We start from the raw sequence: 23,508 nt of genomic DNA, 5'->3' as shown, positions 1-23,508 counted from the left end.
CGCCTAAATATCCGCTAGGGTTTCGGTGTGCCTAAAAAGTCCTCGCTGATCGACGCCCCGGCCACCCGCACCGTGCCACCGCGCAGCCTCTGGCTGCTCGGCCCCGCGCTCGTCGCCGGTGTCGCCTACCTCGACCCGGGCAACGTCGCGAGCAACATGACCGCGGGCGCCCAGTACGGCTACCTGCTCGTCTGGGTCGTCGTCGCCGGAAACGTGATGGCCTGGCTGATCCAGTACCTGTCGGCGAAGCTCGGGGTCGTGACGGGGCAGAGCCTGCCCGAGGTGCTCGGCTCGCGCCTGCGCAACCGCTGGGCCCGGCGCTCGTACTGGCTGCAGGCCGAACTCGTCGCGATGGCGACCGACCTCGCCGAGATCATCGGCGGCGCAGTGGCCCTGAATCTCCTCTTCAACGTGCCGCTGCTGCTCGGCGGATTCATCACGGGCGCGGTCTCGATGATCCTGCTCACGGTGCAGAACCGCCGCGGCGCACGGCCCTTCGAGTTCGTCATCATCGCCCTCATGGCGATCATCACGATCGGATTCGTCGCCGGCGTCTTCGTCGCGCCGCCCGATCCGGCGGGTGTCGTCGGCGGCCTCGTGCCGCGCTTCGAGGGAACCGGGTCGGTGCTGCTCGCGGCATCCATCCTGGGCGCGACGATCATGCCGCACGCCATCTACGCGCACTCCGCCCTGAGTCGCGACCGGTTCGGCGCCAACCCCCGCCTGGCGCCGGCGGATGCCGCGGCCGAGGCCGTGCGCACCGAACCCTCGCGCATCCGCCGCCTGCTCACCGCCACTCGATGGGACGTCACGATCGCGATGGTGGTCGCGGGCTCGGTGAACCTCGGCATCCTGCTGCTGGCGGCCGCGAACCTCGCGGGCGTCGAGGGCACCGACTCGCTCGAGGGTGCGCACGCCGCGCTGGCCGCGGGCCTCGGGCCTGTCGTGGCCACGTTCTTCGCCGTCGGCCTGCTCGCCTCGGGACTCGCCTCGACGTCGGTCGGCGCCTACGCGGGTGCAGAGATCATGCACGGCCTGCTGCACGTGCGGATCCCGCTGCTGCTGCGACGCCTGATCACCCTGATCCCCGCGCTCGTGATCCTCGGGCTCAATGTCGATCCGACGCTCGCTCTGGTGCTCAGCCAGGTGGTGCTGTCGTTCGGCATCCCGTTCGCGCTCATCCCCCTCGTGGCGCTCACGGCCCAGAAGCGCACGCTCGGCGTCTGGGCGAACCGTCTCTGGACGACGCTCGCGGGGGTCGTCGCCTCGGTGCTCCTCATCGCGTTGAACGCCGCCCTGCTCTGGCTCGTGCTCACGGGGGCCTGAACCGCAGGCGCCCGGGGCGCGGATAGGCTCGATGTCATGTCTGCCGACACCGCCCGCCGCAACGTCCGTCTCCTCAGTTGGATCGGACTCGCGACCGGCCTGCTCGGCGGCGTGCTGGTCGCCTTCCCGACAGTCATCGGCCCGGCCAGCCCGTGGACGCAGCTCGCGCTCGGCGTCGCAACGCTGGTGCTGGCGTTCCGCGCCCGCAAGATCGGCATCGCCGAGGTTCCGGACTATGACGGTCGCCTGTCGCTGGCCGGGGCGATCCTCGGATTCCTCGTGATCTTCTTCGCCGGTCAGGCCGCGTTCGGCATCCTGGTCGCCGTCGCGAACTGACCCCGGCCGGGCCGCGAAGCACGGCTCGCCTAAACTGGGGCCGTGGCATCCCCGGCAGCAGACGACTACCTGAAGACCGTCTACGCGCACACCGAGTGGCAGGACGCGCCGATCACGCCGTCGGTGCTGGCCGGCAAACTCGGCATCGCCCCCTCCTCGGTCACCGAGATGGTGAAGAAGCTGGCTGCGGCCGGCCTGGTCTCGCACGTGCCCTACGGTGCCGTGCGTCTGACGGATGCCGGAACGCGGCGGGCGCTCGCGATGGTGCGCCGCCACCGGTTGATCGAGACGTGGCTCGTGCAGGAGTTCGGCTACGGCTGGCACGAGGTGCACGACGAAGCCGAGGTGCTGGAGCACACGATCAGCGACCGCCTGCTCGAGGGCATCGATGCCCGCCTCGGGCGCCCGCGCTTCGACCCGCACGGCGATGCGATCCCGGATGCCGACGGCAACGTCGAGCGCGTGCCGTTCGTGCTGCTGGCGGATGCTCCGACCGGCCACACCGGCACGGTGCTGCGCGTCGACGACCGCGACCCGGAGCTGCTGCGCGCTCTCGAATCGCTCGGCCTCGATGTGTCGTCGACCGTGCGGGTGACGGCATCCGGCGTCGAGATCGACGGCACCGAGGTGGAGCTGCCGGACGGTGCAGCCGAGGTGGTCTGGCTTGCCGCCTAGGGCACGTACGTAGTTTCCACATACTTTCGTTGCTCGTGGCGGAAGCGGTCTTCGAACTCGATAGCGTGAATCGGTTCGAGGATCTGGGGGGATTCCGTGGCAGACGATGTCAACGTCACCTACTCGGTGCTGTACACGCAGCGCTTGGCACTTGAGGTGGCAGCGCGAGATCTGACGGATTCCATGGACTCCGCACACGACACCGACACCGGCGTGCAGGCACCGGTCGGTCGCACCTCACTGCGCGAGATGCTCGAAGGCGCGCTCGGAGAGACGCGAGCACACGTCGAACTCGGTGAGCACGACGTGCAAGTGGTGATGGGACGCATCCTCGACATCGAGACCCAGACCGAGGAACTCGACATCCGACTCGGCGCCGGATGGGAGAACCTCCCGCTGTGACCACCTCGCCCCGCGGCTACCCGTTCGAGACGATCGCCTACGACGTCGGACAGATGAATACCCTCCATGAGCGCCTGACCAAGGCGAAGGAGGCGGTCGAGCAGATGCAGCTCGTGCTGAACAACCTCACCGGCCACCTCGAAGGGTCGGGCGCTGCCATTGACCGCGTGCGGAGCAGCGCCGGCGACGTGGCGGCAGCTCTGGAGAAACCGAGTGATCGAATCGAGCGGCTATCCGGCATCGTGCTCCGATACGGTACTGCCGTCGAGGCGCACGGCGGGAAGGCGAATCAGCTGATGGCCGACGTCTCGGCCGCGCAAACCGCGCTCTCTACGGCGGTCGCCGAAGTCGGCACGGCGGAGGACGAGCTGGGCGCATGGACTCGCAGTGACGACTACCGAGCTTGGAGCGCGGGCGAAGAGACCGAGACCTCGACCTCCACTCTGCTCTCGCGCGACGACCGTTTTCGCGAAGGGGTCACGACGGCCCAGGGTACGCGCGATCGCGCTGCCGAGGACCTCGCGGATGCCTGGACGGCGTGGGAGAGGGAATTCGAGGCCTGGGACGACGCATATGCGCGCGCCGTCGCCTCGCTCGCCCGCGTCGACAGCGGGTACATCAGCACCGCGGATGCTCCCTCGTTGGCTGCGCTCGCGGATGCCGACAGCCCGGAAGAGGTCGCGGCCATCTGGGACTCGATGAGCGAGGCGGAGCGCGCACGCATCGCGGCCTCGTACCCGGAGTTCATCGGGAACCTGGAAGGGATTCCGTACGAGTACCGGATCGCCGCCAACGTCGCGGTGCTCGAAGAGACAAGCAAGACGTCCTGGGGCGAGCCTCGGGACGGAGAGATCGAAGCGTTGCTCTCCGAACTTAAAGACCACGGTGGCGTGCCGATCTCTCTTAACCTCTTCGACAAGAATCAGGGAACTGCGGCGATGCTGTATGTCGACGGATTTTCCTACGATCGCAGTCGGTTGGTTGATCCACTGACAGGGATCACGAACGTCAGCGTCCTCCTCGGCGGAATGTTGACCGAGCTTCGTCATCTGAGAGATTGGGGAGCGACCGCTAGCGACGTCAACAAGGGGGTCGCCCGTGACGGCGGGACTGGCGCGGCCATCGTCTGGTTCGGTTACGACACTCCGAACTATGAGACGGTGGGAGGCATGGATCTCGCAGTCGCAGGGGCCGAATCGCTCACCTCTTTCCTGCGAGGGCTTGACCACGAAGCACCAGGCGACGCCGTCACCACCGTGATCGGTCACTCATATGGGAGCACGACCGCGTTCCTCGCTGTCGGGAGCGCCTACGACAATCTCGGAGTAGATAACCTGATCGCCGTTGGTTCTGCCGGACTGACGGATCGGGCGCTCGGCGAGGACCCCGATGCTCGCGTCGACTACGCCGGAACGAACATCTACGCGTCTACATCACCGGAAGATATGTGGGCACGGAAGGGACGCTGGGCATCCGATGGCCTCAACCTGATCAGGTGGGGCACGCACTCGATTGACCCCGGGAGCATCGACGGTGCCACCTCGTTCGATTCCAATGGTGGCTACGGGCCGAACCTCGACGGCTCACAGCCGACATCAGCGCGCCATGACGGAACCCCTCTGTTGCAGACGCCGGGACACGGCACCCACGACGAAGGTGACTGGTCGATCGGAACCACGGGCTATCCGGAGGGATACCTGCAGGACGGGTCGGAGTCATTCGCGAACATCATCGAGATCATCAATACAGGCGATCCACTCACAACGCCAGGCGGCTACGGTAGCGACGACTGGTGGCTCTGGTGACCTCGATTGCTCCTCGGCCAGGACGCCGACCACGACTTCTCACAAACATCGCCCTCACCCTGACGGGAATCCTCCTGATGACTTCGTGCCAATCTTCCGAACCCGCGCCAACCGGTGATGAGCTGTTTACGGATGCGGAGAGGACGTACATCGAGTACCGAACGCTCGTCAACGGCGTCCAGTCCGTGCTCTCGTCGGGCCCGTGGATCGTGGGGCAGCTTGGCGAGTACGGCATGCAACCCAGTCGCTGCGACAACGGCAACGGTTACCAGTTCAGCCTCGGCCGTCTCCTGCGCCTCGATGTCGCCGACCGGAACAGCAACGCCGACGCGATCGAGCAACACCTCCTCGACATCGGCATGACACCCGGACGCCGCACGCTGGGCGAGGGAGCGAAGTCCCTCATCCAGATCGAAGCACGCGACCAACAAGGACTCGAACAACTCCTCATCGAGTTCGGCTCCAACGGCACCGCCGTCGTCTCCGCCACCACTATCTGCCGCCCCGGCGACGCCTACGAGCTATCCAACCTCCTCTTCGGTGGGGTGTATCTCAGTGAGGGCTACCTCCCGATCGACACCGAATCCCCCACCGACCCCCTGTTCTTCGGCATCACCCCCGGCGACCCCCAGTTCGTCCGCGAGCCATCCCCCACTCCGACCCCCTGACGCCGTGCTCTCAAATAAGAATTTCCGGCGTGGTGCTGCCGTAAGCATCCTCGCCCTCACCTCTGCCTCATCCTTGTCAGGTTGCAGCGAACCGATACCTACTGGCGATGTGTTGTACGCGGAGGCCGAGCAGACCTATTTCGACTATCGAGGCCTGGTGAACGAGCTTCAGCTCGCTCTTCACGACGGCACGTGGGAGATCGGCCAACTGGGCTCTTACGGCATGCAACCGCTGCGTTGCGACGACGGAAACGGCTATTACTTCAGCCTGCACCGCAACGTGGTCTTGGACGGAGACAAACGTAAGGACTACGCCGACCTCGCGGAACAGTTTCTCGCCGAACAAGGCTTCTCCCCCGCCCGCGGAACGCTGGGGGCAGACGACCACGAGGGCCAACTGATCCAGGTCATTGTCCGCGACGAGGGCGACTTCGCGATGCTACTCGTCGAGTTCCGCAAGAACGGCAATATCGGAATCAGCGCCGACACCCACTGTCGCCCGGGCGACTCGTACGAACTCTCAGACCTACTCTTTGGGGGCGTCTACCTCAGCGAGGGCTACCTCCCGATCGACACCGAATCCCCCACCGACCCCCTGTTCTTCGGCATCACCCCCGGCGACCCCGAGTTCGTCCGCGAGAGTCCCTCGCCGACCCCTGCTCCCTGACCCGTGCGCCAGGCGCATCGGAGCCGCGTCACTCCTGCCGCGAAAGCCCTCGCTCTCTTAAGCGCGCTAGCACTGACCGGATGTACGGTGAACGAACCCGCCCCGAGCGGCCAGGCGCTGTTCGACGAAGCCGAAGCGAACTACCTTCGCTATCGCGGATTCGTGAACGATCTCCAGTCGACACTTTCGACCGATGGATGGACGATCGGACAGATCGGCGTCTACGGCATGCAGCCGGTCGAATGTGACGCGAATCAGTATCGATTCGACCTCAACCGCAGCATCGCCCTCGACGGCACGCAGCGCGAGGAATTTGCGGACACGGTCGAATCCTTCTTCACCGACCACGACATGTCCCCGCGACGCAGCGTCCTCGGCGGAGATGACCAAGAGGGCCAACTGATCCAAGTGACCGTACGCGACCAAGGAGACTTCTCGCTTCTCCTCGTCGAAATCCGCAGAGACGGCCAACTCCGGATCGCCGCAGAAACCACCTGCTGGCCGGGCGACCGCGACGAACTCAGCCGCCTGATCTTCCACGGCGAACGGCTCGGCGAGGGTTACCTCCCGATCGACACCGAATCCCCCACCGACCCCCTGTTCTTCGGCATCACCCCCGGCGACCCGCAATTCGTCCGAGAGCCCTCACCCGCACCGACCCCCTGACGCCCGGCCCAACATGCTCAGGTGCCCGCAACCCGCTGGCTCTAGGCTGAGCACATGGGACAACACCGCGACGACATCGAATGCTGGCTGACCGACATGGACGGCGTTCTCGTGCACGAGAACACGCCCATCCCCGGGGCATCCGAGATGCTCGCCGGGTGGGAGCAGAACGAGATCCCCTACCTCGTGCTCACGAACAACTCGATCTTCACCGCGCGCGACCTGTCGGCCCGTCTGCGCGCGAGCGGCCTGGTGGTTCCCGAAGAGCGCATCTGGACCTCGGCGCTCGCCACGGCCGACTTCCTCGCCCAGCAGCTGCCCGGCGGTTCGGCGTTCGTGATCGGTGAGGCCGGCATCCTCACGGCGCTGCACGAGGCCGGGTTCATCATGACCGAGACGAACCCCGATTTCGTCGTCGTCGGCGAGACCCGCAACTACTCGTTCGAGGCGATCACCAAGGCGATCCGCCACATCATCAATGGCGCGCGCTTCATCGTCACCAACCCCGACGCGACCGGTCCCAGCTCCGACGGCGTGCTCCCTGCGACCGGGGCGATCGCGGCGCTCATCACCAAGGCCACCGGCAAGGAGCCGTACGTGGTCGGCAAGCCGAACCCGATGATGTTCCGCTCGGCGCTCAACAAGATCGGCGCCCACTCGAAGAAGACCGGCATGATCGGCGACCGCATGGACACCGATATCGTCGCCGGTATCGAGGCGGGTCTGCACACCGTGCTCGTGATGACCGGCATCAGCGACCTGGCAGAGGTCGAAAAGTACCCGTTCCGGCCCGACGAGATCGTCGACTCGGTCGCCGACCTGCTGCCCACCGTCACCTCGTCGATCCCGACACTCGACGAGGACTGACATGGGTGTTCTCGACGACGGCGAGCGCCTCACCGCGGCGGATGCTGCGGCCTGGCGCGCCTGGCTCGAGGACAACCACGAACGGACCGCCGGCGTCTGGCTGCTGAGCGTGCGCGGCGGTTCCGGCGACGGCCTCGGCTACGAAGACGCCGTGCGGCACGCGCTCTGCTTCGGCTGGATCGACGGGCCGGTGCGCACCTTCGACGGCGTGAACGCGCAATGGTTCTCGCCGCGCCGCCCCGGCAGCGGCTGGGCGGCGACCAACAAGGCCCGCCTCATCGAGCTCGAAGCTGCGGGACTGCTCGCCCCCGCCGGCATCCGCGTGCTCGAAAGCGCCAAGGCCAACGGCTCGTGGACCCTGCTCGACGGCCCCGAAGCCGGGATCGAACCGCCCGAACTGACCGCCGCTCTCGATGCGGTGCCGGTCGCACGCGCGAACTGGGACGCGTTCCCGAAGTCGGTGAAGAAGTTCGGGCTCACGCACATCGCGATGGCCAAGCGCGCCGAGACGCGCGACACACGCATCGCCAAGATCGTGGCGGATGCCGCGGAGGGGAAGCGACCGTGAACCAGAGCGACATGCTCTTCCTGGTGCTGATCGTGATCGGGCTCAGCTCGCTCACCCTGATCATCGTGCAGTTCGTGCGATCGCGGCGTCGCGGGGGCGACTCCGACGAGCGCGGCGGCAACTGGTGGGAAGGTCCCTGGGACGAAGACCAGCGGCGCTGACGAGCCCTCGCCGCTAGCCGGCGGTCGTCAGCGTCAGGCTCGTCACCGCGTCGACCGGCTTCGGCATCCGCAGCGGTCCTTCGCCCGGCGTGATCGTGCCGAGGATGCGCGGCGCGCGAGCCCCCGTGCCACCCGGTACGATCGCGGCGACGCCGTGCATCGTGCACCAGCCGATGAGGGCGAAGAGGATCGCCTCTTTGCTGTCGACCGAGGCGCCGAGTTCATCGGCGAGCACGACGTCGACGCCGGGCAGAGCGGAGCGCAGGCCCTCGAGGATGATCGGGTTGTGGCATCCGCCGCCCGACACGGCGAGGAAGCGGATGCCGGCGGCGGCGACGTCCTGCGCGACGGTGCGCACGGTGAGTTCGGTGAGGGTGCGCACGAGGTCGGCATCCGAGATGTCGCGATCCGCGACGTGTTCGCGCACGTAGTCGAGGTGGAAGTGCTCCTTGCCCGTGCTCTTCGGCGCCGAGAGCGCGTAGTACGGATCGGCGAGGAGCTCGGCCAGCAGGGTCTCGTCGATCGTGCCGGTACGGGCGATCGCGGCATCCTCGTCATAGCCCTTGTCGTTGAGACCCCGGTCGACGACGACGGCGTCGACGAGCGCATTGGCGGGGCCGATGTCGTAGGCCGAGACGCGGCCGTCGGCGACGACCGTCATATTCGCGATGCCGCCCAGGTTGAGAGCGGCGGCGACGTCGCCCCGACCTCGCAGCAGCAGCTCGTCGAGGAACGACACGAGCGGGGCGCCGTGCCCGCCCGCCGTGATGTCGCGGATGCGCACGTCCGACACGACCGGCGCACCGACGGCCTCGGCGATCCACGCGGGCTGCCCGATCTGCAGGGTGCCGCGGGCATGGTCGCCCTCGACCCAGTGGTAGACGGTCTGGCCGTGCGTGCAGACGGCATCCACTCCCCCGACGGATGCCGCAGCCGAGGCGGCGACGTCGGCGAACGCCTGACCGATGAGCGTGTCGAGTTCGCACACCTCGGCGAGCGTCGTCTGCGCCGGAGGGAGCGCGGCGACGAGGCGGGCACGGAGGTCGGGAGCGTAGGGCACGCTGTCTTCGTGGAGCACGGTGCCGCGCAGGGCGCCGTCGTGCTGGGCGAAGTCGACCACCACCACATCGATCCCGTCGTGGGAGGTACCCGAGAGCAGTCCGAGTACGCGCATGCGTGCCCCTTTCGTCGTCTTGCTACGAGGGTACGCGGAATTTGTTAGGAGTGCGTACGGATGCCGTCGGTGGGCTCTCCCACTCTTCCTGCACGGACCTCTCGACAACGGGTTTGTCCACAGCCCAGCGGCTTGACGCGGGGCACGTCGCGACACGACTCGGTTGACGGGTACCGTCAGTGGCGAAACCCGAGATCAGGTCGCACAATAGGAGCGTGTTCGTGTCCGCAGAGACTCTTGCGATCGTCGTCAGCGCGATCGGCATCGTGCTGACCCTCGGAGCCAGCATGCTCGCCGGCTTCGCCTGGTGCGTGCGTCGCATCGATGCGGTTGACGCGAAGCTCACCACCCGCATAGACGCGGTTGCCGATGACGTCACCGAACTCAAAATCGCGCTCGCGCGCCTCGAGGGCCCCGCGCGGCACCTCTACGTGCCCGGCCGCTGACCGCGCGTCGGACTAGCGCAGCACGAGCGCCGCGGCGCCGATCAACGGACCCTCGTCCCCCAGCCCCGAGCGCACGACGCGCGCGCGACGGGAGTACTCGTGCACGGCGCTCGCGGTGAGCGCCTCCTGCACCAGTTCGATGTAGTCGTCGGAGACGCGCGAGAAACCTCCGCCGATCGCGACCATGTCGAGGTCGACGAGGGTCGCGGCATCCGCCAACGCCTCGCCCACGGCCTTCGCCGAGCGTTCGATCGCGGCGCGAGCGGTCGCATCGCCGGCGACCGAGTCGCGAGCGAGGTCCTCGCCGGTCGCCCCGACCCAGCCCTGCTGCTGCGCCCAGGTCACGCTCGCGGGACCGGAGGCGATCTCCTCGAGCGTCAGCCCGCCCTCGCGGCGGATCTGCCCGAGGTGCCCCGCGTTGCCCGAGGCCCCAGGGATGTACGCGCCGTTCACCACGAAGCCTCCACCGATGCCGGTCGAGACGACGATCGAGAGCGAGGCCGCGGCATCCTGCGTCGCCCCGCGCCACGATTCGGCGAGCGCGAGCGCGCCGCCGTCGTGGCCGAGCACGGTCGGCACGTCTCGTCCGACCACGGCGGATGCCTCGCGCCGAACCGCTGCGGCGAGACCGTAGCCGCGCGCGGAGGGCATGTTCACGGGCACGATCGTTCCGCTCGGGCGGTCGACGGGGCCGGCGCTTCCCGCACCCGCGCCGACGAGCTCGGCATCGGGGGGAAGAGCGGCGAGCGCGTGCTGCACGATCGCTGCCACTGCGGCATCCATCGATGCGGGAGTCGCCTCGCGTCCGGTCGCCTGCCGGCTGCGGGAGCCGTCGACGAGCGTGCCGTCCTCGGCGACGAGGGCGGCCTCCATCTTCGTGCCGCCGACGTCGACGGCGAGGGCGTAGCGGGTCACTGGGGGTCGAGCCCGAGGTCGTCGAGGTCGAAGGCGGCACGCCACTCGAGGCCCTCGGCCTCGATCGCGGCCTGGGCGCCGGTCTTGCGGTCGACGATCACGGCGACGGCGACGACCTCGGCGCCCTCCTTGCGGAGCGCCTCGACCGCCTTGAGCGCCGACTGGCCGGTGGTCGAGGTGTCTTCGAGGACGACGACGCGCTTGCCCGCGACATCCGCTCCCTCGATCTGGCGACCGCGGCCGTGGTCCTTGGGCTCCTTGCGCACGACGAACGCGTCGAGCGGATGCTCGGTCGCGACGGAGGCGTGTAGCACCGAGTTGGCGATCGGGTCGGCGCCGAGCGTGAGCCCGCCGACGGCGACGACGTCGAGGTCGGCGATCAGGTCGAGCATGATGCGGCCGATCGCGGGAGCGGCCCGATGATCGAGGGTGAGCTTGCGCATATCGACGTAGTACGTCGCCTTCTTGCCACTGGAGAGGGTGAAGTCGCCGTGGAACACCGCCTCGTCCTGGATGAGGGCGAGGAGGTTCTGGCGGTCTGCGTCGAGTGCGGTCACGGCATCCAGTGTAGGAGAGACAGGCTCTGACTGCGCTGTCAGATGTCGTCGGGGCGTCATCTGCGTGTCGCGGGCCGCAGATCGCGTGTCCGGCCCCGCAACTAGGCTGGTCGCATGCGCTTGGCCACCTGGAACGTCAACTCCATCCGTACCCGTGTCACCCGCACCGTCGAGTTCGCCGTTCGCGAAGACATCGACGTGCTCGCGATGCAGGAGATCAAGTGCAAGCCCGAGCAGTTCCCCTACGGGCCCTTCGAAGAGGCCGGCTACCAGGTCGAGGTGCACGGGCTCAACCAGTGGAACGGCGTCGCGATCGCGAGCCGACTGCCGATGAGCGACGTGCGCACCGGGTTCGACGGCATGCCCGGGTTCGCGAAGGGCCACGAGGGCCCGGATGCCCCGCTCGAGGCGCGCGCGCTGGGCGTGATGGTCGACGGCGTGCGGGTGTGGAGCCTGTACGTGCCCAACGGCCGCTCGCTCGACGACCCGCACTACGCCTACAAGCTGCACTGGCTCGAGGCGCTGAAGAACTCGACCGCGGCCGAGCTCGCGGCGAACCCCGCCCTGCCGCTCGCGCTGGTCGGCGACTTCAACATCATCCCGTTCGACACCGACAACGGAGACCCCGACATCGTCGAGGGCGTCTCCACCCACGTCTCCCCCGCCGAGCGCGCCGCGTTCTTCGCGATGGCGGATGCCGGGCTCACCGACGTCGTGCGCCCGATCCTCCCCGAGGGCTACACCTACTGGGACTACCAGCGCCTCAAGTTCCCTCGCAACGAGGGCATCCGCATCGACTTCATCCTCGGCTCCCGCACGCTCGCCGACGCGGTCACGGGTGCCTCGATCCACCGCGACGAGCGCAAGGGCGAGCAGCCCAGCGACCATGTGCCGGTCGTCGCCGACATCGACCTCGGGGGCGCGGACGACGACGACGATCTGCCGATGATCTTCTCGTGACGCTCCACCCATGACGCTCCGGCTGATCGCCACCGATCTCGACGGCACCCTGCTCGACTCGACCTCGTCGGTCACGCCCCGCACGCGGGCGGCGCTCGACGGCGCGCGGGCTCGCGGCATCCACGTCGTTCCGGTCACGGCCCGGCAGCCGATCGGGCTGCGCGCGATCGCCGGCGACGCCGATTTCCGCGACTGGGCACTCTGCAGCAACGGCGCTTACGCCACGCACCTCACCGACGGGCGGATGCTGTTCGCCGAAGAGCTGCCGGCCGAGACGATCCGCACGCTGGCCGAGGCGCTACGCGCGAGCGTGCCCGGGCTGCTGTTCGCCAGCGTTCGCGAGGGCGGCGAGACCTTCGTCGCCCAGGAGGGGTACGCGGCGATCGCCGATCTCTCCGACCACAAGCGCGACCCGAAGACGATGGGCGGCGTGCCGCTCGACGAGGTGCTCGACGCCCCGAGCCTCAAGTTCGTGATCCGGCATCCCGAGCTCGCGCCGTCCGAACTCTTCGACGCCCTGCGGTCGCTGGGCCTCACCGGGTTCGAGGCGACCCTGTCGGGTGCGCCGTTCGTCGAGGTGATGGCCGAGGGCGTCACGAAGGCGACCGGCCTCGCCCGTCTCTGCGGGTATCTCGGCATCGACCGCGCCGACGTGATGGCCTTCGGCGATGCCCTCAACGATGTCGAGATGCTGCGCTGGGCCGGGCATGGGGTGGCGATGGCCGGCGCGGATGCCGTCGTGAAGGATGCCGCCGACGAGGTCGCGGAGTCGAACGACGATGATGGGGTGGCGCGAATGGTCGAGCGGATGCTGGCTGACCGCTAGAACGGCGACACCGAGGGCACGCGGTCGGTGCGGCGGTAGCGGAGCAGCGTGACGCCCGCCTCGTCGGTGACCGCAGGCTCGATCAGCGACGTACTTCGGTACGCGATCGAACAGCCGACCGATCGCACCTTCGTCGCCATCGGTGTGAGGCGGCCAGTACGAGTGTCAACGGCGGGGCGTCACGGGCAGGGTGCTTCGACAGGCTCAGCAACCCAGTCGTAGGTCCAACAACACAGTCCGGGAACTGGGTCCCTGAGCTTGTCGAAGGGCCCACCACGCGACGCAGCATCCGCCGCACGGGGGATGCCCCGTGTCGCGCCCTCCCCCTACGGTGGAGGGATGCCCGCCGAGTTCCAGCGTCATCCGACCGAGCGCGAGCGACGCAGCGACCTGCTGCTCGCCGCCGTGCTGTTCGTGGGCGCGATCCTCAGCGCCGCGCTCTCGTCGATCTCGCAGATCTACGGCGACGAGCAGGCCGAGCTCTGGACCGCCCTGGTCTACGCCGTGGTGGTCACCGCACCACTCGCGTTCCGGCGGCGCTATCCGGCGGCGGTCGCGATCATCGTCTCGGCCGCGTATTTCGCGGCCGTGACCATCCGCATCCCCGAGATCTACGTCGGCAACATCGCGATGTTCATCGGCATCTACACGGTCGGCGCCTGGATGAACAACCGCCGTGGGGCGATGCTCGTGCGCGTCGGCATCATCGTCGGCATGTTCGCGTGGCTGCTGATCACGATGTACCGCGATGCGATCAGCCAGGCCGACGAGGCCGAGGTCATCGCGGGCGCGATGTCGCCCTACGTCGCGTTCATGATGCTGCAGATCCTGCTCAACCTCCTCTACTTCGGCGGCGCCTATTACTTCGGCGAGCGCTCGTGGATCTCGGCATCCGAACGGTCGGTGCTCGAGGAGCGCACGGCCGAGTTGGAGCGCGAGCGCGAGGTGACGGCCGCGCAGGCCGTCGCGCTCGACCGCGTGCGCATCGCCCGCGAACTACACGATGTGGTCGCGCACCACGTGTCGGTGATGGGCGTGCAGGCGGGGGCGGCTCGGCTCGTCGTCGATCAGGATGCCGGGAAGGCGAAGGACCTCCTCGCCGGAGTGGAGGGATCGGCGCGCGATGCGATCGGCGAGCTGCGCCAGCTGCTCGAGACCCTGCGCGCCCCGGGCGGCGAGAGCTCCGACCCCGCCTCGACGGTCGGGCTCGACGACATCCGCGAACTGGTCGAGGCGTCGACCGAGGCGGGGCTGCCGACGGATTACACCGTAATCGGCGAACCGGTCGACGTGCCTTCCCTCGTCGGGGTGAACCTCTACCGCATCACCCAGGAGTCGCTCACCAACGCCCGTCGTCACGCCGGCATCGGCGCCACCGCCGACGTGCGCGTGCGCTACGACGAGCACGGCGTCGAGGTCGAGGTCGTCAACACCGGCCGCATGATCGGCCAGTTGCGCCCGGGCCTCGGACAGCTCGGCATGCGCGAGCGCGCGATCGCCTCGGGCGGCACGATCGAGGTCACACCGCGCCCCCTCGGTGGTCTCCGCGTGCGGGCGCGCGTGCCGCTGAACGCCGCTCCGCGACCCGTGAGGACCCCCGAATGACCGCCGCCCCGATCCGCGTGCTGCTCGTCGACGACCACGCGATGCTGCGCGCGGGATTCCGCACGATCCTCGGCACCCAGCACGACATCGAGATCGTGGGCGAGGCGGCGACCGGAGCGGATGCCGTGGCACAGGCCACCGCGCTGCGCCCCGATGTCATCACGATGGACGTGCAGATGCCCGACATGGACGGCATCGAGGCGACGCGGCGAATCGTCGCCGACCCCGGTGTCACGGCGGCCATCGCGATCGTCACCACGTTCGACCGCGACGACTACCTCTACCAGGCGTTGGATGCCGGGGCGAGCGGGTTTCTGCTCAAGAACGCCGGCCCCGAAGACCTGATCGCGGCCGTGCGGGCGCTGGCGGCGGGCGACGGGATGCTGGCGCCCGAGGTGACCCGTCGCGTGCTCGCCCGGTTCGCCGGGGGCGCTCCCGCGGCACCGTCGGCAGCGCCCGCGGCACCGTCCGAGGTGACGGCATCCGCCCCGACAGCGACCCCCGCGGCGCAGCGCACCGCACCGCCCGCGATCACGCTTCCCGGCCTGGCCGAGCCGTTCACCGAGCGGGAGGCCGAGGTGCTCACCCTCCTCGCCGATGCGCGCAGCAATGCCGAGATCGCCGCCGCCCTCTTCATCGGCGAGGCGACCGTGAAGACCCACGTCTCGCGCATCCTGCAGAAGCTCGGAGCGCGCGATCGTGTGCAGGCGGTGGTGCTCGCGCACCGCCTCGGGCTCGCCTGAGCCGCGTACCCGCCTGACGGCAACGCCCGACGACACCGCGTGTCGGCGTCGGGCGATAGCCTCGGATCCATGTCCGCCGACGCGTCCGCAGCATCCGCCGCGCCCCCTACCCCGCTCTCGCGGCCAATCCTCGCGGGCATCGTCACCGCTCTCGTCGGCTTCACCAGCTCGTTCGCGGTCGTGCTCACCGGGCTCTCGGCGGTCGGAGCATCCGCCGCCCAGGCCGCCAGCGGCCTGCTCGCCGCCAGCCTCACCATGGGACTCGCGTGCATCGTGCTCGCCTGGCGGTATCGGATGCCGATCACCGTCGCGTGGTCGACGCCCGGCGCCGCGCTGCTCGCCGCGACCGGCACCACGGCGGGTGCCATCGAGGGCGGCTGGCCCGCCGCCGTCGGCGCGTTCCTCGTGACGGCGGCACTCATCCTGCTCACCGCGCTGTGGCCGGCCCTCGGCGGATTCATCGCGCGCATCCCCGCCTCGATCGCGCAGGCGATGCTCGCGGGTGTGCTGCTGCCGCTCTGCCTCGCCCCCATCACCGGCATCGTCGAGAATCCGTGGGGCGTCGTGCCGGTCGTCGTCACCTGGCTGATCGTCGCCCGCCTCGCGCCGCGATGGGCGGTGCCGATCGCATTCCTCGCCGCGGCGGTCGTCGTGGCCGTCGACCTCGTGCGTCAGGGCACCGCGATCGATCCCGGCATCCTGCTCCCCCGCGTCGAACTCACCGCCCCCACCTTCACGGTCGGCGCGATCGTGGGACTCGCACTGCCGCTGTTCATCGTCACGATGGCCTCGCAGAACGTGCCGGGCGTCGCGATCATGCGCAGCTTCGGCTACGAGGTGCCGTGGCGGCCGGCGATGCTCGTCACCGGACTCGGCACGGCGATCGGCGCTCCCGCCGGAGGACACGCGATCAACCTCGCCGCGATCAGCGCCGCCCTCGCCGCCTCGCCCGACGCCGACCCCGATCCGAAGCGCCGCTGGGTCGCGGGGGTCTCGACCGGCGCGTCGTATCTCGTGCTCGGCGCCGCCTCGGCCGCGTTCGCCGCGCTCGTGCTCCTCGCCCCCGCCGCCGTCATCCCCGCCGTCGCGGGACTCGCCCTCTTCGCGGCCTTCGGCTCGGCCGTGCAGCAGGCCATCGACGACCCGGGCGAGCGGCTGCCGGCCGTGGTCACCTTCCTCGTCGCGGCATCCGGGATCTCCGTGCTCGGCGTCAGCGCCGCATTCTGGGCGCTCGTCGCCGGACTCGTCGTGCGCACCGTCCTGCACACCACACGGCGGCGACCGCGCCGCTAGGTCACCCGCGCGGAGGACGCGCGACAATCCCCCGCAGGGGGGATGCCGCGGCATCCGCCCCGTCCCTAACGTGGAGGCATGACCTCAGGAAAGCTCGAACTCCACGGCATCACCAAGAGCTACGGCTCACGGCGCGTGCTCGACGACGTCTCGTTCGATGTCTCCCCGGGCCGGCTCACCGGCTTCGTGGGCGGCAACGGTGCGGGCAAGACGACGACCATGCGCATCGTGCTCGGACTCCTCTCGTCGGACTCCGGCACCGTCACCCTCGACGGCGCGCCGGTCACCGGCGACAACCGCCGCAACTTCGGCTACATGCCCGAGGAGCGCGGCCTCTACCCCAAGATGAAGGTGCTCGAGCAGATCGTCTACCTCGCCCGTCTGCACGGCTTCGGCAAGGCGGATGCCACGACCCGCGCCACCGCGATCCTCACCGATCTCGGCCTCGGCGAGCGCCTGAACGACACGATCGAGTCGCTGTCGCTCGGAAACCAGCAGCGCGCGCAGATCGCCGCGGCCCTCGTGCACGACCCGAAGGTGCTCATCCTCGACGAGCCGTTCTCGGGCCTCGACCCCCTGGCGGTCGACGTCGTCGCCTCGACGCTGCAGGCGACCGCCGCCCAGGGCGCATCGATCCTGTTCTCCTCGCACCAGCTCGACGTCGTCGAGCGCCTCTGCGACGACCTGGTCATCCTCGCCGGGGGCACGATCCGCGCCGCCGGCTCCCGCGACGCGCTCCGCGCCGAGCACGCCGGCAGCCGGTACGAGCTCGTCTCGGCGGGCGACGCCGGCTGGCTGCGCACCGAACCGGGCGTCACGGTCGTCGACTTCGAGGGCGGCTATGCCCTGTTCGACACCGACGGAGCGGAGACCGCGCAGCGCGTGCTGCGCACCGCCGTCGCCCACGGCGACGTCGCGAGCTTCGCCCCCAAGCATCCGTCCCTCGCCCAGATCTTCAAGGAGGTCATCCAGTGACCACGTCGACTCCCGGGGGCGGTTCCCCCATCCGCAGCTCCAGCGGGATCTGGCTCGTCGCCGAGCGCGAGATCGGTTCGAAGCTGCGCAGCAAGGCGTTCGTCATCTCGACCGTCATCCTCATGCTCATCGCCCTCGCCGGTGTGCTGATCGGCGGGTTCGCCAGCAACAACAGCGGCAGCGACAAGACCCCGGTCGCTGCGACCTCCGAGACCTCCGCCGCGGTGTCGGCACTGCCCGACGTCGAGGTGACCGAAGTCGCCGACGACGCGGCCGCCGAAAAGCTCGTGCGCGAGGAGAAGGTCGACGCGGCGGTCGTGTCGAGCACGGGCCCCACCGGTTACACGGTCGTGGCCCTCAAGGACGCCCCGAGCTCGCTCGTCAGCGGCCTCTCCGAGACGCCCGAGGTGCAGATCCTGGAGCCTGCGACCACCAATCCGCTGCTGCGGTACTTCATCGCGCTCGCCTTCGGCATCGTGTTCCTCATGGCGGCATCGACCTTCGGCGGCACGATCGCGCAGAGCGTCGTCGAAGAGAAGCAGACCCGCGTGGTCGAGCTGCTGTTGTCGGCGATCCCCGCCCGCACCCTGCTCGCCGGAAAGGTCATCGGCAACACGATCCTCGCGATGGCGCAGATCGTCGCCCTCGCCGCGATCGCGACCGTCGGTCTGATCGTCACCGGGCAGAGAGACGTGCTGACGCTGCTCGGCGGGCCGATCCTGTGGTTCGCGGTGTTCTTCCTCTTCGGGTTCGTGCTGCTGGCCTCGCTGTTCGCCGCGGCAGCCTCGATGGTGTCGCGCCAGGAGGACATCGGCGCCACCACGACCCCGATCACGATGCTCATCATGGCGCCGTACATCCTCGTCATCGTCTTCAACGACAACGCGCTCGTGCTGACGATCATGTCGTACGTGCCGTTCTCGGCCCCGGTCGGGATGCCGATGCGCCTGTTCGTCGGTGAGGCGCAGTGGTGGGAGCCGATCCTGTCGCTGGCGATCCTGCTGGTGAGCTGCATCGCGGCGATCGCGATCGGCGCGAAGATCTACGAGAACTCGCTGCTGCGCATGGGTTCGCGGGTCAAGCTGACGGAAGCGCTGCGCGGCTGAGGCGCCGCACCACCCGTCGAGACCCACCACGGCCGTCGAGACCCACCGCCCCGCACGTCGAGGGTGGTGGGTCTCGGCGTTTGCGATGGGTCTCGGCGAACCGCGTCACACGACGAAACGCGCACATCCTCAGGAATATCCATGCGGACACATGCGTTCACACTCGCGTAGCGGACGACGGAGTCCGATCGGCACCCCGTCTGAAAGGCACCACCGTGAGCACTCCCACCCTCGTCCGCACCGCCCCCACCGAGCACCCCGTCCTCGAGGTGCTCGCCGAGCGCTGGAGCCCCCGCGCCTTCGACGCCGAGAACGCGATCGACGAGGCCAAGCTCGCCGCCTCCCTCGAGGCCGCCCGCTGGACCCCCTCCGCCAACAACTCGCAGCCGTGGCGCTTCATCGTCGCCCGCCGCGGCACGGCCCTGCACGCACAGGTCGTCGACTCGCTCGTCGGCTTCAACCAGGCGTGGGCCGTGAACGCCGCCGTTCTCGTCGTCGCCGTCGCCGAGACCGCGACCGAAGACGGCACGCCGATCACCCACGCCCTCTACGACCTCGGTCAGGCCGTCGCGCACTTCTCGGTGCAGGCCCACCACGAAGGACTCCTCGTGCACCAGATGAGCGGATTCGACCCGGAGGCCGTGCGCGAGTTCGCCGACCTCGAGCCCCGTTTCTCGGCCGTGACCGTCTTCGCCGTGGGCGAGTTCGGCGACGTCACCGCGCTCCCCGAGGTGCTGCAGCAGCGCGAGACCGCACCGCGCGTGCGCCGCCCGATCGCCGAGACGGTCATCCTCAGCGCCTGAGCACACCCCTCGCCGCAGAAGAGCCCGGTACGCACATCGCGTACCGGGCTCTTCTTCGTCGTAGGACGATCAGTCGTCGAGCAATTCCGCCTCGATCACGTCGTCATCGTCGTCCGGAACGGATGCCGGTGCCTCGGCCGTGAGCACGAGGCCCGTGCCGTCGGCTGCGACGTCCACGCGCACCGTGTCGCCGTCGCGGACACCGCCCGAGAGCAGCGCCGTCGCCAGCTTGTTCTGCACCTCGCTCTGGATGAGGCGGCGCAGCGGGCGCGCACCGAACACCGGGTCGTACCCGCGCTCGGCGAGCCACGACCGCGCGTCGGGCGTGACCGCGAGCGTGAGCCGGCGGTCGTGCAGCCGCGTGTGCAGCTGATCGATCGACAGCTCGACGATCTGCGCGAGGTCGTCTTCACTGAGCGCCTGGAACATCACGATGTCGTCGAGGCGGTTGAGGAACTCGGGTCGGAATGCCTGCTGCACGAGCGCCATCACCTGCTCGCGCTTCTGATCGGGCGAGAGCACCGGGTCGATGAGGATCGGCGAGCCGATGTTCGACGTGAGGATCAGGATCACGTTCGAGAAGTCGACCGTGCGCCCCTGTCCGTCGGTGAGGCGCCCGTCGTCGAGCACCTGCAGCAGCACGTCGAACACCTCGGGGTGCGCCTTCTCGACCTCGTCGAGCAGGATCACACTGTAGGGGCGACGACGTACGGCCTCGGTCAGCTGACCGCCCTGTTCGTACCCGACGTACCCGGGAGGGGCGCCGACGAGACGCGAGACGGAGTGCTTCTCGCCGTACTCCGACATGTCGATGCGCACCATGGCGTGCTCGTCGTCGAAGAGGAACTGGGCGAGCGCCTTCGCGAGCTCGGTCTTACCGACACCGGTCGGCCCGAGGAACAGGAACGACCCGGTGGGACGACCGGGATCGCTGATGCCCGCGCGCGAGCGGCGCACGGCATCCGACACGGCCTTGACGGCATCCTTCTGCCCGATGAGCCGCTTGCCCAGCTCGGACTCGAGGTGCAGCAGCTTCTCGGTCTCGCCCTGCAGCAGGCGCCCGACGGGGATGCCGGTCCACGCAGCGATGACGCCGGCGATGTCCTCGTCGGTGACCTGCTCGTTGACCATGCGCCGCTCACCGTCGGAACCGACGGACTCCGACCGCTCGGCCTCCATGACCTCACGCTCCAACGCCGGAATCTCGGCGTAGAGCAGCCGGGAGGCGCGCTCGAGGTTGCCCTCGCGCTGCGCGCGCTCGGCGTCGCTGCGGGCGGCATCCAGGCGCGTCTTCAGGTCGCCGACACGGTTGAGCGATGCGCGTTCCCGCTCCCACCGGGCCTGCAGCTCGCCGAGCTTGGCCTGCTCGGTGGCGAGGTCGGCGCGGAGCGTCGCAAGACGCTCCTTCGAGGCCGGGTCCTTCTCCTTCTTGAGCGCGAGCTCCTCGAGCTTGAGGCGGTCGACGTGGCGGCGCAGCTCGTCGATCTCGACCGGGGCCGAGTCGATCTCCATGCGCAGCCGCGAGGCGGCCTCGTCGATCAGATCGATCGCCTTGTCGGGCAGTTGCCGCGCGGGCAGATACCGGTTCGACAGTGATGCCGCAGCCACGAGCGCACCGTCGGAGATGGCGACCTTGTGGTGCGCCTCGTAGCGCTCCTTGAGCCCGCGGAGGATGGCGATCGTGTCTTCGACGGTCGGCTCGCCCACGTATACCTGCTGGAAGCGGCGTTCGAGCGCGGCGTCCTTTTCGATGAACTCGCGGTACTCGTTGAGCGTGGTGGCGCCGATCAGACGCAGCTCTCCTCGGGCGAGCATCGGCTTGAGCATGTTGGATGCCGCGACCGAGCCCTCCCCGCCGCCGGCGCCCATGAGCACGTGCAGCTCGTCGATGAAGGTGATGATCTGCCCGTCGGACTCGGTGATCTCCTTGAGGACCTGCTTCAGCCGCTCCTCGAACTGACCGCGGTACATCGCGCCGGCGACGAGCGCCGAGATGTCGAGCGTGATCAGCTCCTTGTCCTTGAGGGACTCGGCGACGTCACCCGCGACGATGCGCTGGGCGAGACCCTCGACGACGGCGGTCTTGCCGACGCCGGGCTCGCCGATGAGCACCGGGTTGTTCTTGGTGCGACGGGTGAGCACCTGGCTCACGCGACGGATCTCGCTGTCGCGGCCGATCACGGGGTCGAGCTTGCCCTGACGGGCGCGGTCGGTGAGGTTGATCCCGAACTGCTCGAGTGCGGACTGCTGGTCGTTCTGGGAACCGGTCTGCGGGGTGGTCATCTGTCCCTCCTGGGAGACTCCTTCTGGTCAATGAGTGCTCGAAACTTGAGTTGGCTCGACTCAAGTTTATCAGGACAGTACCTCATCGACAATGCCCGCCTCAGCGCAGCATCCGCACCGCATCCCAGATCGCGCGCGCGACCTCTCGCTTGCTCCCGGATGCCTCGGCGACGATCGCGCCGCCGTCGCCGATGATCTCGACCGCGTTGTCGGTGCGCTCGAAGCCGTTCTCGGCATCCGCGAGGTTCACCGCCAGCAGGTCGACGCCCTTGCGCTCGCGCTTGCCCCGAGCGCGCTCACGGCGCTGTTCGGCATCCGTCAGCGTCTCGGCGGCGAACGCGACGATCGTCTGCCCCGCCGGCGCGCGCCCCTCGGCGCGAAGAGCGGCGAGCGCGGCCACGACGTCCTCGTTCTCGACGAGGTCGACGCGATCGAGCACGCCCTCCTCCTTCGTGAGCTTGTGATCGGAGGCGCGCGCGGGCCGGTAGTCGGCGACCGCGGCGGCCATGATCACGACATCCGCCGAGGCCGAGGCATCCCTCATCGCGACCGACAGCTCTGCCGCCGTACCGACCGGCACGACCTCGACCGACGGATGCCGCGCCGACGCCAGGATCGCGGCATCGATGTGCGCGGCGACGAGCGTGACCTCGGCACCGCGGGCCGCGGCCTCTGCGGCGAGCGCGACGCCCTGACGGCCGCTCGAACGATTGCCGAGGAAGCGCACCGGATCGATCGGCTCGCGCGTGCCGCCCGCCGAGACGACGACGCGGAGGCCCGCGAGATCGCCGGGAGCGAGCAACGCCTGGGCCGCGGCGAAGATCTCCTCCGGCTCCGACATCCGTCCCGGCCCGCTGTCTCCGCCGGCCAGCTCGCCGTCGGCGGGGCCCACCAGATGCACACCGCGGGAGCGCAGAGTGGCGATGTTGGCCTGCGTCGCCGGGTGCCGCCACATCTCGGCGTGCATGGCCGGCGCGATCAGCACCGGCGCCTCGGTGGCCAGCAGCGTCGTGCCGAGCAGGTCGCTCGCGAGCCCGGCGGTCATCGACGCGATCGTGTTCGCGGTCGCCGGGGCGACGATCACCAGCTCGGCCGCCTGACCGAGGGCGACGTGGCGCACGCGGGCGACGTCGTCGTGCACGCTCGTCGTGACGGGATGACGGCTGATCGCCTCCCACGTGGGGGTGCCGACGAAGCGCAGCGCGTCTTCGGTGGGCACGACGGTCACGTCGTGTCCGGCCTTGATGAGGAGGCGCACGAGGTGCACCGTCTTGTACGCGGCGATGCCGCCCGTGACTCCGACGACGATGTTCACGCTTTCGATTCTGCCGCAGCATCCGGTCGTGCGGGGCGCCGTTCGCCTCGGCGCCGCGTGGCTCCGGAGCGAGTGGAGCCCCACCGGTCTCTGAACGAGCGCAGCGAGACGACGCGCCCCGCAACGGAGGAGAACTCGCCTTCCGCAGGACGCATCCTCCCTTCCGGCCCTCTGGAGCGAGAGATCTCCTCCTCGACGGGCGGAGAACTCCGCGTCGGGCGGAGAACTCCGCGTCGGGCGGAGAACTCCGCGTCGGGCGGATTCCTCACACGCGAAAGTCCGCCCGACGATGAGAACTCCGCCCGACCCTGAGCGAGCGAGCCCCCCTCCCGCCCTCCGGCGGCTGAGCGAGCGGAGCCCCTTCCG

General features: G+C 69.1%; 26 protein-coding genes. 20 read left to right on the top strand and 6 right to left on the bottom strand.

Annotation, left to right across the window (positions count from 1 at the left end):
• Positions 1 to 27 precede the first annotated feature (27 nt).
• The 11 genes from ACIPVN_RS11750 (at position 28) to ACIPVN_RS11700 (ending at position 8,141) form a co-directional block, all read left to right on the top strand.
• Positions 28 to 1,326, top strand: a complete 1,299-nt coding sequence (locus ACIPVN_RS11750) for an Nramp family divalent metal transporter (protein WP_400442907.1) — start codon at positions 28 to 30, stop codon at positions 1,324 to 1,326.
• 36 nt (positions 1,327 to 1,362) lie between these two features.
• A complete protein-coding gene (locus ACIPVN_RS11745) occupies positions 1,363 to 1,662 on the top strand; it encodes a hypothetical protein (protein ID WP_400442906.1) in 300 nt (99 codons plus the stop codon).
• 42 nt (positions 1,663 to 1,704) lie between these two features.
• Positions 1,705 to 2,337, top strand: coding sequence for a metal-dependent transcriptional regulator (locus ACIPVN_RS11740; protein ID WP_400442904.1), 633 nt, complete (start codon positions 1,705 to 1,707; stop codon positions 2,335 to 2,337).
• Positions 2,338 to 2,433: 96 nt separating this feature from the next.
• Positions 2,434 to 2,739: a hypothetical protein gene (locus tag ACIPVN_RS11735; RefSeq protein WP_400442902.1), complete on the top strand. Its 306-nt coding sequence runs from the start codon at positions 2,434 to 2,436 to the stop codon at positions 2,737 to 2,739.
• Positions 2,736 to 4,544 carry an alpha/beta hydrolase gene (locus ACIPVN_RS11730; protein ID WP_400442900.1) on the top strand — a complete coding sequence of 603 codons (1,809 nt, stop codon included), beginning with the start codon at positions 2,736 to 2,738 and terminating at the stop codon, positions 4,542 to 4,544. Before ACIPVN_RS11735 ends, ACIPVN_RS11730 begins: the two co-directional genes overlap by 4 nt.
• The gene (locus tag ACIPVN_RS11725; protein ID WP_400442899.1) at positions 4,532 to 5,212 is read left to right on the top strand and encodes a hypothetical protein; all 681 of its coding nucleotides are present in this window, start codon (positions 4,532 to 4,534) and stop codon (positions 5,210 to 5,212) included. The genes ACIPVN_RS11730 and ACIPVN_RS11725 overlap by 13 nt, the downstream gene beginning before the upstream one ends.
• A gap of 157 nt (positions 5,213 to 5,369) precedes the next feature.
• Positions 5,370 to 5,879 carry a hypothetical protein gene (locus tag ACIPVN_RS11720; protein WP_400442897.1) on the top strand — a complete coding sequence of 170 codons (510 nt, stop codon included), beginning with the start codon at positions 5,370 to 5,372 and terminating at the stop codon, positions 5,877 to 5,879.
• A 3-nt stretch (positions 5,880 to 5,882) separates the two neighbouring features.
• On the top strand, positions 5,883 to 6,545 hold the full coding sequence (locus ACIPVN_RS11715) for a hypothetical protein (protein WP_400442895.1): 663 nt from the start codon (positions 5,883 to 5,885) through the stop codon (positions 6,543 to 6,545).
• A 54-nt stretch (positions 6,546 to 6,599) separates the two neighbouring features.
• Positions 6,600 to 7,412: an HAD-IIA family hydrolase gene (locus tag ACIPVN_RS11710; protein WP_400442893.1), complete on the top strand. Its 813-nt coding sequence runs from the start codon at positions 6,600 to 6,602 to the stop codon at positions 7,410 to 7,412.
• A 1-nt stretch (position 7,413) separates the two neighbouring features.
• Positions 7,414 to 7,980, top strand: coding sequence for a YdeI family protein (locus ACIPVN_RS11705; RefSeq protein ID WP_400442891.1), 567 nt, complete (start codon positions 7,414 to 7,416; stop codon positions 7,978 to 7,980).
• Positions 7,977 to 8,141: a hypothetical protein gene (locus tag ACIPVN_RS11700; protein WP_400442890.1), complete on the top strand. Its 165-nt coding sequence runs from the start codon at positions 7,977 to 7,979 to the stop codon at positions 8,139 to 8,141. Before ACIPVN_RS11705 ends, ACIPVN_RS11700 begins: the two co-directional genes overlap by 4 nt.
• Positions 8,142 to 8,154: 13 nt before the next feature.
• On the opposite strand, the gene ACIPVN_RS11695 is transcribed toward ACIPVN_RS11700, so the two are convergent.
• Positions 8,155 to 9,315 (bottom strand): anhydro-N-acetylmuramic acid kinase, encoded by a 1,161-nt coding sequence (locus tag ACIPVN_RS11695; protein ID WP_400442888.1) that lies wholly within the window; start codon positions 9,313 to 9,315, stop codon positions 8,155 to 8,157.
• A gap of 215 nt (positions 9,316 to 9,530) precedes the next feature.
• Between ACIPVN_RS11695 and ACIPVN_RS11690 the strand changes: the two genes are divergently transcribed.
• Entirely contained in the window at positions 9,531 to 9,761 is a 231-nt protein-coding gene (locus ACIPVN_RS11690) for a hypothetical protein (RefSeq protein WP_400442886.1), read from the top strand.
• A 12-nt stretch (positions 9,762 to 9,773) separates the two neighbouring features.
• On the opposite strand, the gene ACIPVN_RS11685 is transcribed toward ACIPVN_RS11690, so the two are convergent.
• On the bottom strand, positions 9,774 to 10,676 hold the full coding sequence (locus ACIPVN_RS11685) for an ROK family protein (protein ID WP_400442885.1): 903 nt from the start codon (positions 10,674 to 10,676) through the stop codon (positions 9,774 to 9,776).
• Positions 10,673 to 11,233 carry an orotate phosphoribosyltransferase gene (gene pyrE / locus ACIPVN_RS11680; protein WP_400442883.1) on the bottom strand — a complete coding sequence of 187 codons (561 nt, stop codon included), beginning with the start codon at positions 11,231 to 11,233 and terminating at the stop codon, positions 10,673 to 10,675. Before pyrE ends, ACIPVN_RS11685 begins: the two co-directional genes overlap by 4 nt.
• 114 nt (positions 11,234 to 11,347) lie before the next feature.
• Between pyrE and ACIPVN_RS11675 the strand changes: the two genes are divergently transcribed.
• On the top strand, positions 11,348 to 12,193 hold the full coding sequence (locus ACIPVN_RS11675; protein ID WP_400442881.1) for an exodeoxyribonuclease III: 846 nt from the start codon (positions 11,348 to 11,350) through the stop codon (positions 12,191 to 12,193).
• A 10-nt stretch (positions 12,194 to 12,203) separates the two neighbouring features.
• On the top strand, positions 12,204 to 13,019 hold the full coding sequence (locus ACIPVN_RS11670; RefSeq protein WP_400442879.1) for a Cof-type HAD-IIB family hydrolase: 816 nt from the start codon (positions 12,204 to 12,206) through the stop codon (positions 13,017 to 13,019).
• Here ACIPVN_RS11670 and ACIPVN_RS11665 read toward each other — a convergent pair.
• Positions 13,016 to 13,159, bottom strand: coding sequence for a hypothetical protein (locus tag ACIPVN_RS11665; RefSeq protein ID WP_400442877.1), 144 nt, complete (start codon positions 13,157 to 13,159; stop codon positions 13,016 to 13,018). The genes ACIPVN_RS11670 and ACIPVN_RS11665 overlap by 4 nt on opposite strands.
• A 199-nt stretch (positions 13,160 to 13,358) precedes the next feature.
• Between ACIPVN_RS11665 and ACIPVN_RS11660 the strand changes: the two genes are divergently transcribed.
• The 6 genes from ACIPVN_RS11660 (at position 13,359) to ACIPVN_RS11635 (ending at position 19,544) form a co-directional block, all read left to right on the top strand.
• Positions 13,359 to 14,624 (top strand): sensor histidine kinase, encoded by a 1,266-nt coding sequence (locus tag ACIPVN_RS11660; RefSeq protein ID WP_400442876.1) that lies wholly within the window; start codon positions 13,359 to 13,361, stop codon positions 14,622 to 14,624.
• The gene (locus tag ACIPVN_RS11655) at positions 14,621 to 15,367 is read left to right on the top strand and encodes a response regulator (RefSeq protein ID WP_400442874.1); all 747 of its coding nucleotides are present in this window, start codon (positions 14,621 to 14,623) and stop codon (positions 15,365 to 15,367) included. Before ACIPVN_RS11660 ends, ACIPVN_RS11655 begins: the two co-directional genes overlap by 4 nt.
• 69 nt (positions 15,368 to 15,436) lie before the next feature.
• The gene (locus tag ACIPVN_RS11650) at positions 15,437 to 16,660 is read left to right on the top strand and encodes a benzoate/H(+) symporter BenE family transporter (protein ID WP_400442872.1); all 1,224 of its coding nucleotides are present in this window, start codon (positions 15,437 to 15,439) and stop codon (positions 16,658 to 16,660) included.
• Between the two features lie 78 nt (positions 16,661 to 16,738).
• Positions 16,739 to 17,635 carry an ABC transporter ATP-binding protein gene (locus ACIPVN_RS11645; protein ID WP_400442871.1) on the top strand — a complete coding sequence of 299 codons (897 nt, stop codon included), beginning with the start codon at positions 16,739 to 16,741 and terminating at the stop codon, positions 17,633 to 17,635.
• Positions 17,632 to 18,741, top strand: coding sequence for an ABC transporter permease (locus tag ACIPVN_RS11640; RefSeq protein WP_400442870.1), 1,110 nt, complete (start codon positions 17,632 to 17,634; stop codon positions 18,739 to 18,741). Before ACIPVN_RS11645 ends, ACIPVN_RS11640 begins: the two co-directional genes overlap by 4 nt.
• A gap of 215 nt (positions 18,742 to 18,956) precedes the next feature.
• Positions 18,957 to 19,544 (top strand): nitroreductase family protein, encoded by a 588-nt coding sequence (locus tag ACIPVN_RS11635; RefSeq protein WP_400442868.1) that lies wholly within the window; start codon positions 18,957 to 18,959, stop codon positions 19,542 to 19,544.
• A gap of 69 nt (positions 19,545 to 19,613) precedes the next feature.
• Here the strand turns inward: ACIPVN_RS11635 and ACIPVN_RS11630 are convergent, their stop codons facing one another.
• A complete protein-coding gene (locus tag ACIPVN_RS11630; RefSeq protein WP_400442866.1) occupies positions 19,614 to 21,827 on the bottom strand; it encodes an ATP-dependent Clp protease ATP-binding subunit in 2,214 nt (737 codons plus the stop codon).
• A 100-nt stretch (positions 21,828 to 21,927) separates the two neighbouring features.
• On the bottom strand, positions 21,928 to 23,142 hold the full coding sequence (coaBC, locus tag ACIPVN_RS11625) for a bifunctional phosphopantothenoylcysteine decarboxylase/phosphopantothenate--cysteine ligase CoaBC (RefSeq protein ID WP_400442864.1): 1,215 nt from the start codon (positions 23,140 to 23,142) through the stop codon (positions 21,928 to 21,930).
• Positions 23,143 to 23,508 lie beyond the last annotated feature (366 nt).

Origin of the sequence: Microbacterium sp. NPDC090003 (assembly GCF_044748385.1) — a bacterium.
Taxonomy (GTDB): Bacteria; Actinomycetota; Actinomycetes; order Actinomycetales; family Microbacteriaceae; genus Microbacterium.
This window is presented reverse-complemented; position numbering and strand designations above follow the sequence as displayed.

What these genes read in the sequence shown, in the direction of transcription:
- ACIPVN_RS11745 (WP_400442906.1), top strand. Translation starts at nt 1,363, where the DNA reads ATGTCTGCCGACACCGCCCGCCGCAACGTCCGTCTCCTCAGTTGGATC.
- ACIPVN_RS11710 (WP_400442893.1), top strand. Translation starts at nt 6,600, where the DNA reads ATGGGACAACACCGCGACGACATCGAATGCTGGCTGACCGACATGGAC.
- ACIPVN_RS11705 (WP_400442891.1), top strand. Translation starts at nt 7,414, where the DNA reads ATGGGTGTTCTCGACGACGGCGAGCGCCTCACCGCGGCGGATGCTGCG.
- ACIPVN_RS11695 (WP_400442888.1), bottom strand. Translation starts at nt 9,315, where the DNA reads ATGCGCGTACTCGGACTGCTCTCGGGTACCTCCCACGACGGGATCGAT.
- ACIPVN_RS11675 (WP_400442881.1), top strand. Translation starts at nt 11,348, where the DNA reads ATGCGCTTGGCCACCTGGAACGTCAACTCCATCCGTACCCGTGTCACC.
- ACIPVN_RS11670 (WP_400442879.1), top strand. Translation starts at nt 12,204, where the DNA reads ATGACGCTCCGGCTGATCGCCACCGATCTCGACGGCACCCTGCTCGAC.
- ACIPVN_RS11665 (WP_400442877.1), bottom strand. Translation starts at nt 13,159, where the DNA reads ATGGCGACGAAGGTGCGATCGGTCGGCTGTTCGATCGCGTACCGAAGT.
- ACIPVN_RS11660 (WP_400442876.1), top strand. Translation starts at nt 13,359, where the DNA reads ATGCCCGCCGAGTTCCAGCGTCATCCGACCGAGCGCGAGCGACGCAGC.
- ACIPVN_RS11655 (WP_400442874.1), top strand. Translation starts at nt 14,621, where the DNA reads ATGACCGCCGCCCCGATCCGCGTGCTGCTCGTCGACGACCACGCGATG.
- ACIPVN_RS11650 (WP_400442872.1), top strand. Translation starts at nt 15,437, where the DNA reads ATGTCCGCCGACGCGTCCGCAGCATCCGCCGCGCCCCCTACCCCGCTC.
- ACIPVN_RS11645 (WP_400442871.1), top strand. Translation starts at nt 16,739, where the DNA reads ATGACCTCAGGAAAGCTCGAACTCCACGGCATCACCAAGAGCTACGGC.
- ACIPVN_RS11630 (WP_400442866.1), bottom strand. Translation starts at nt 21,827, where the DNA reads ATGACCACCCCGCAGACCGGTTCCCAGAACGACCAGCAGTCCGCACTC.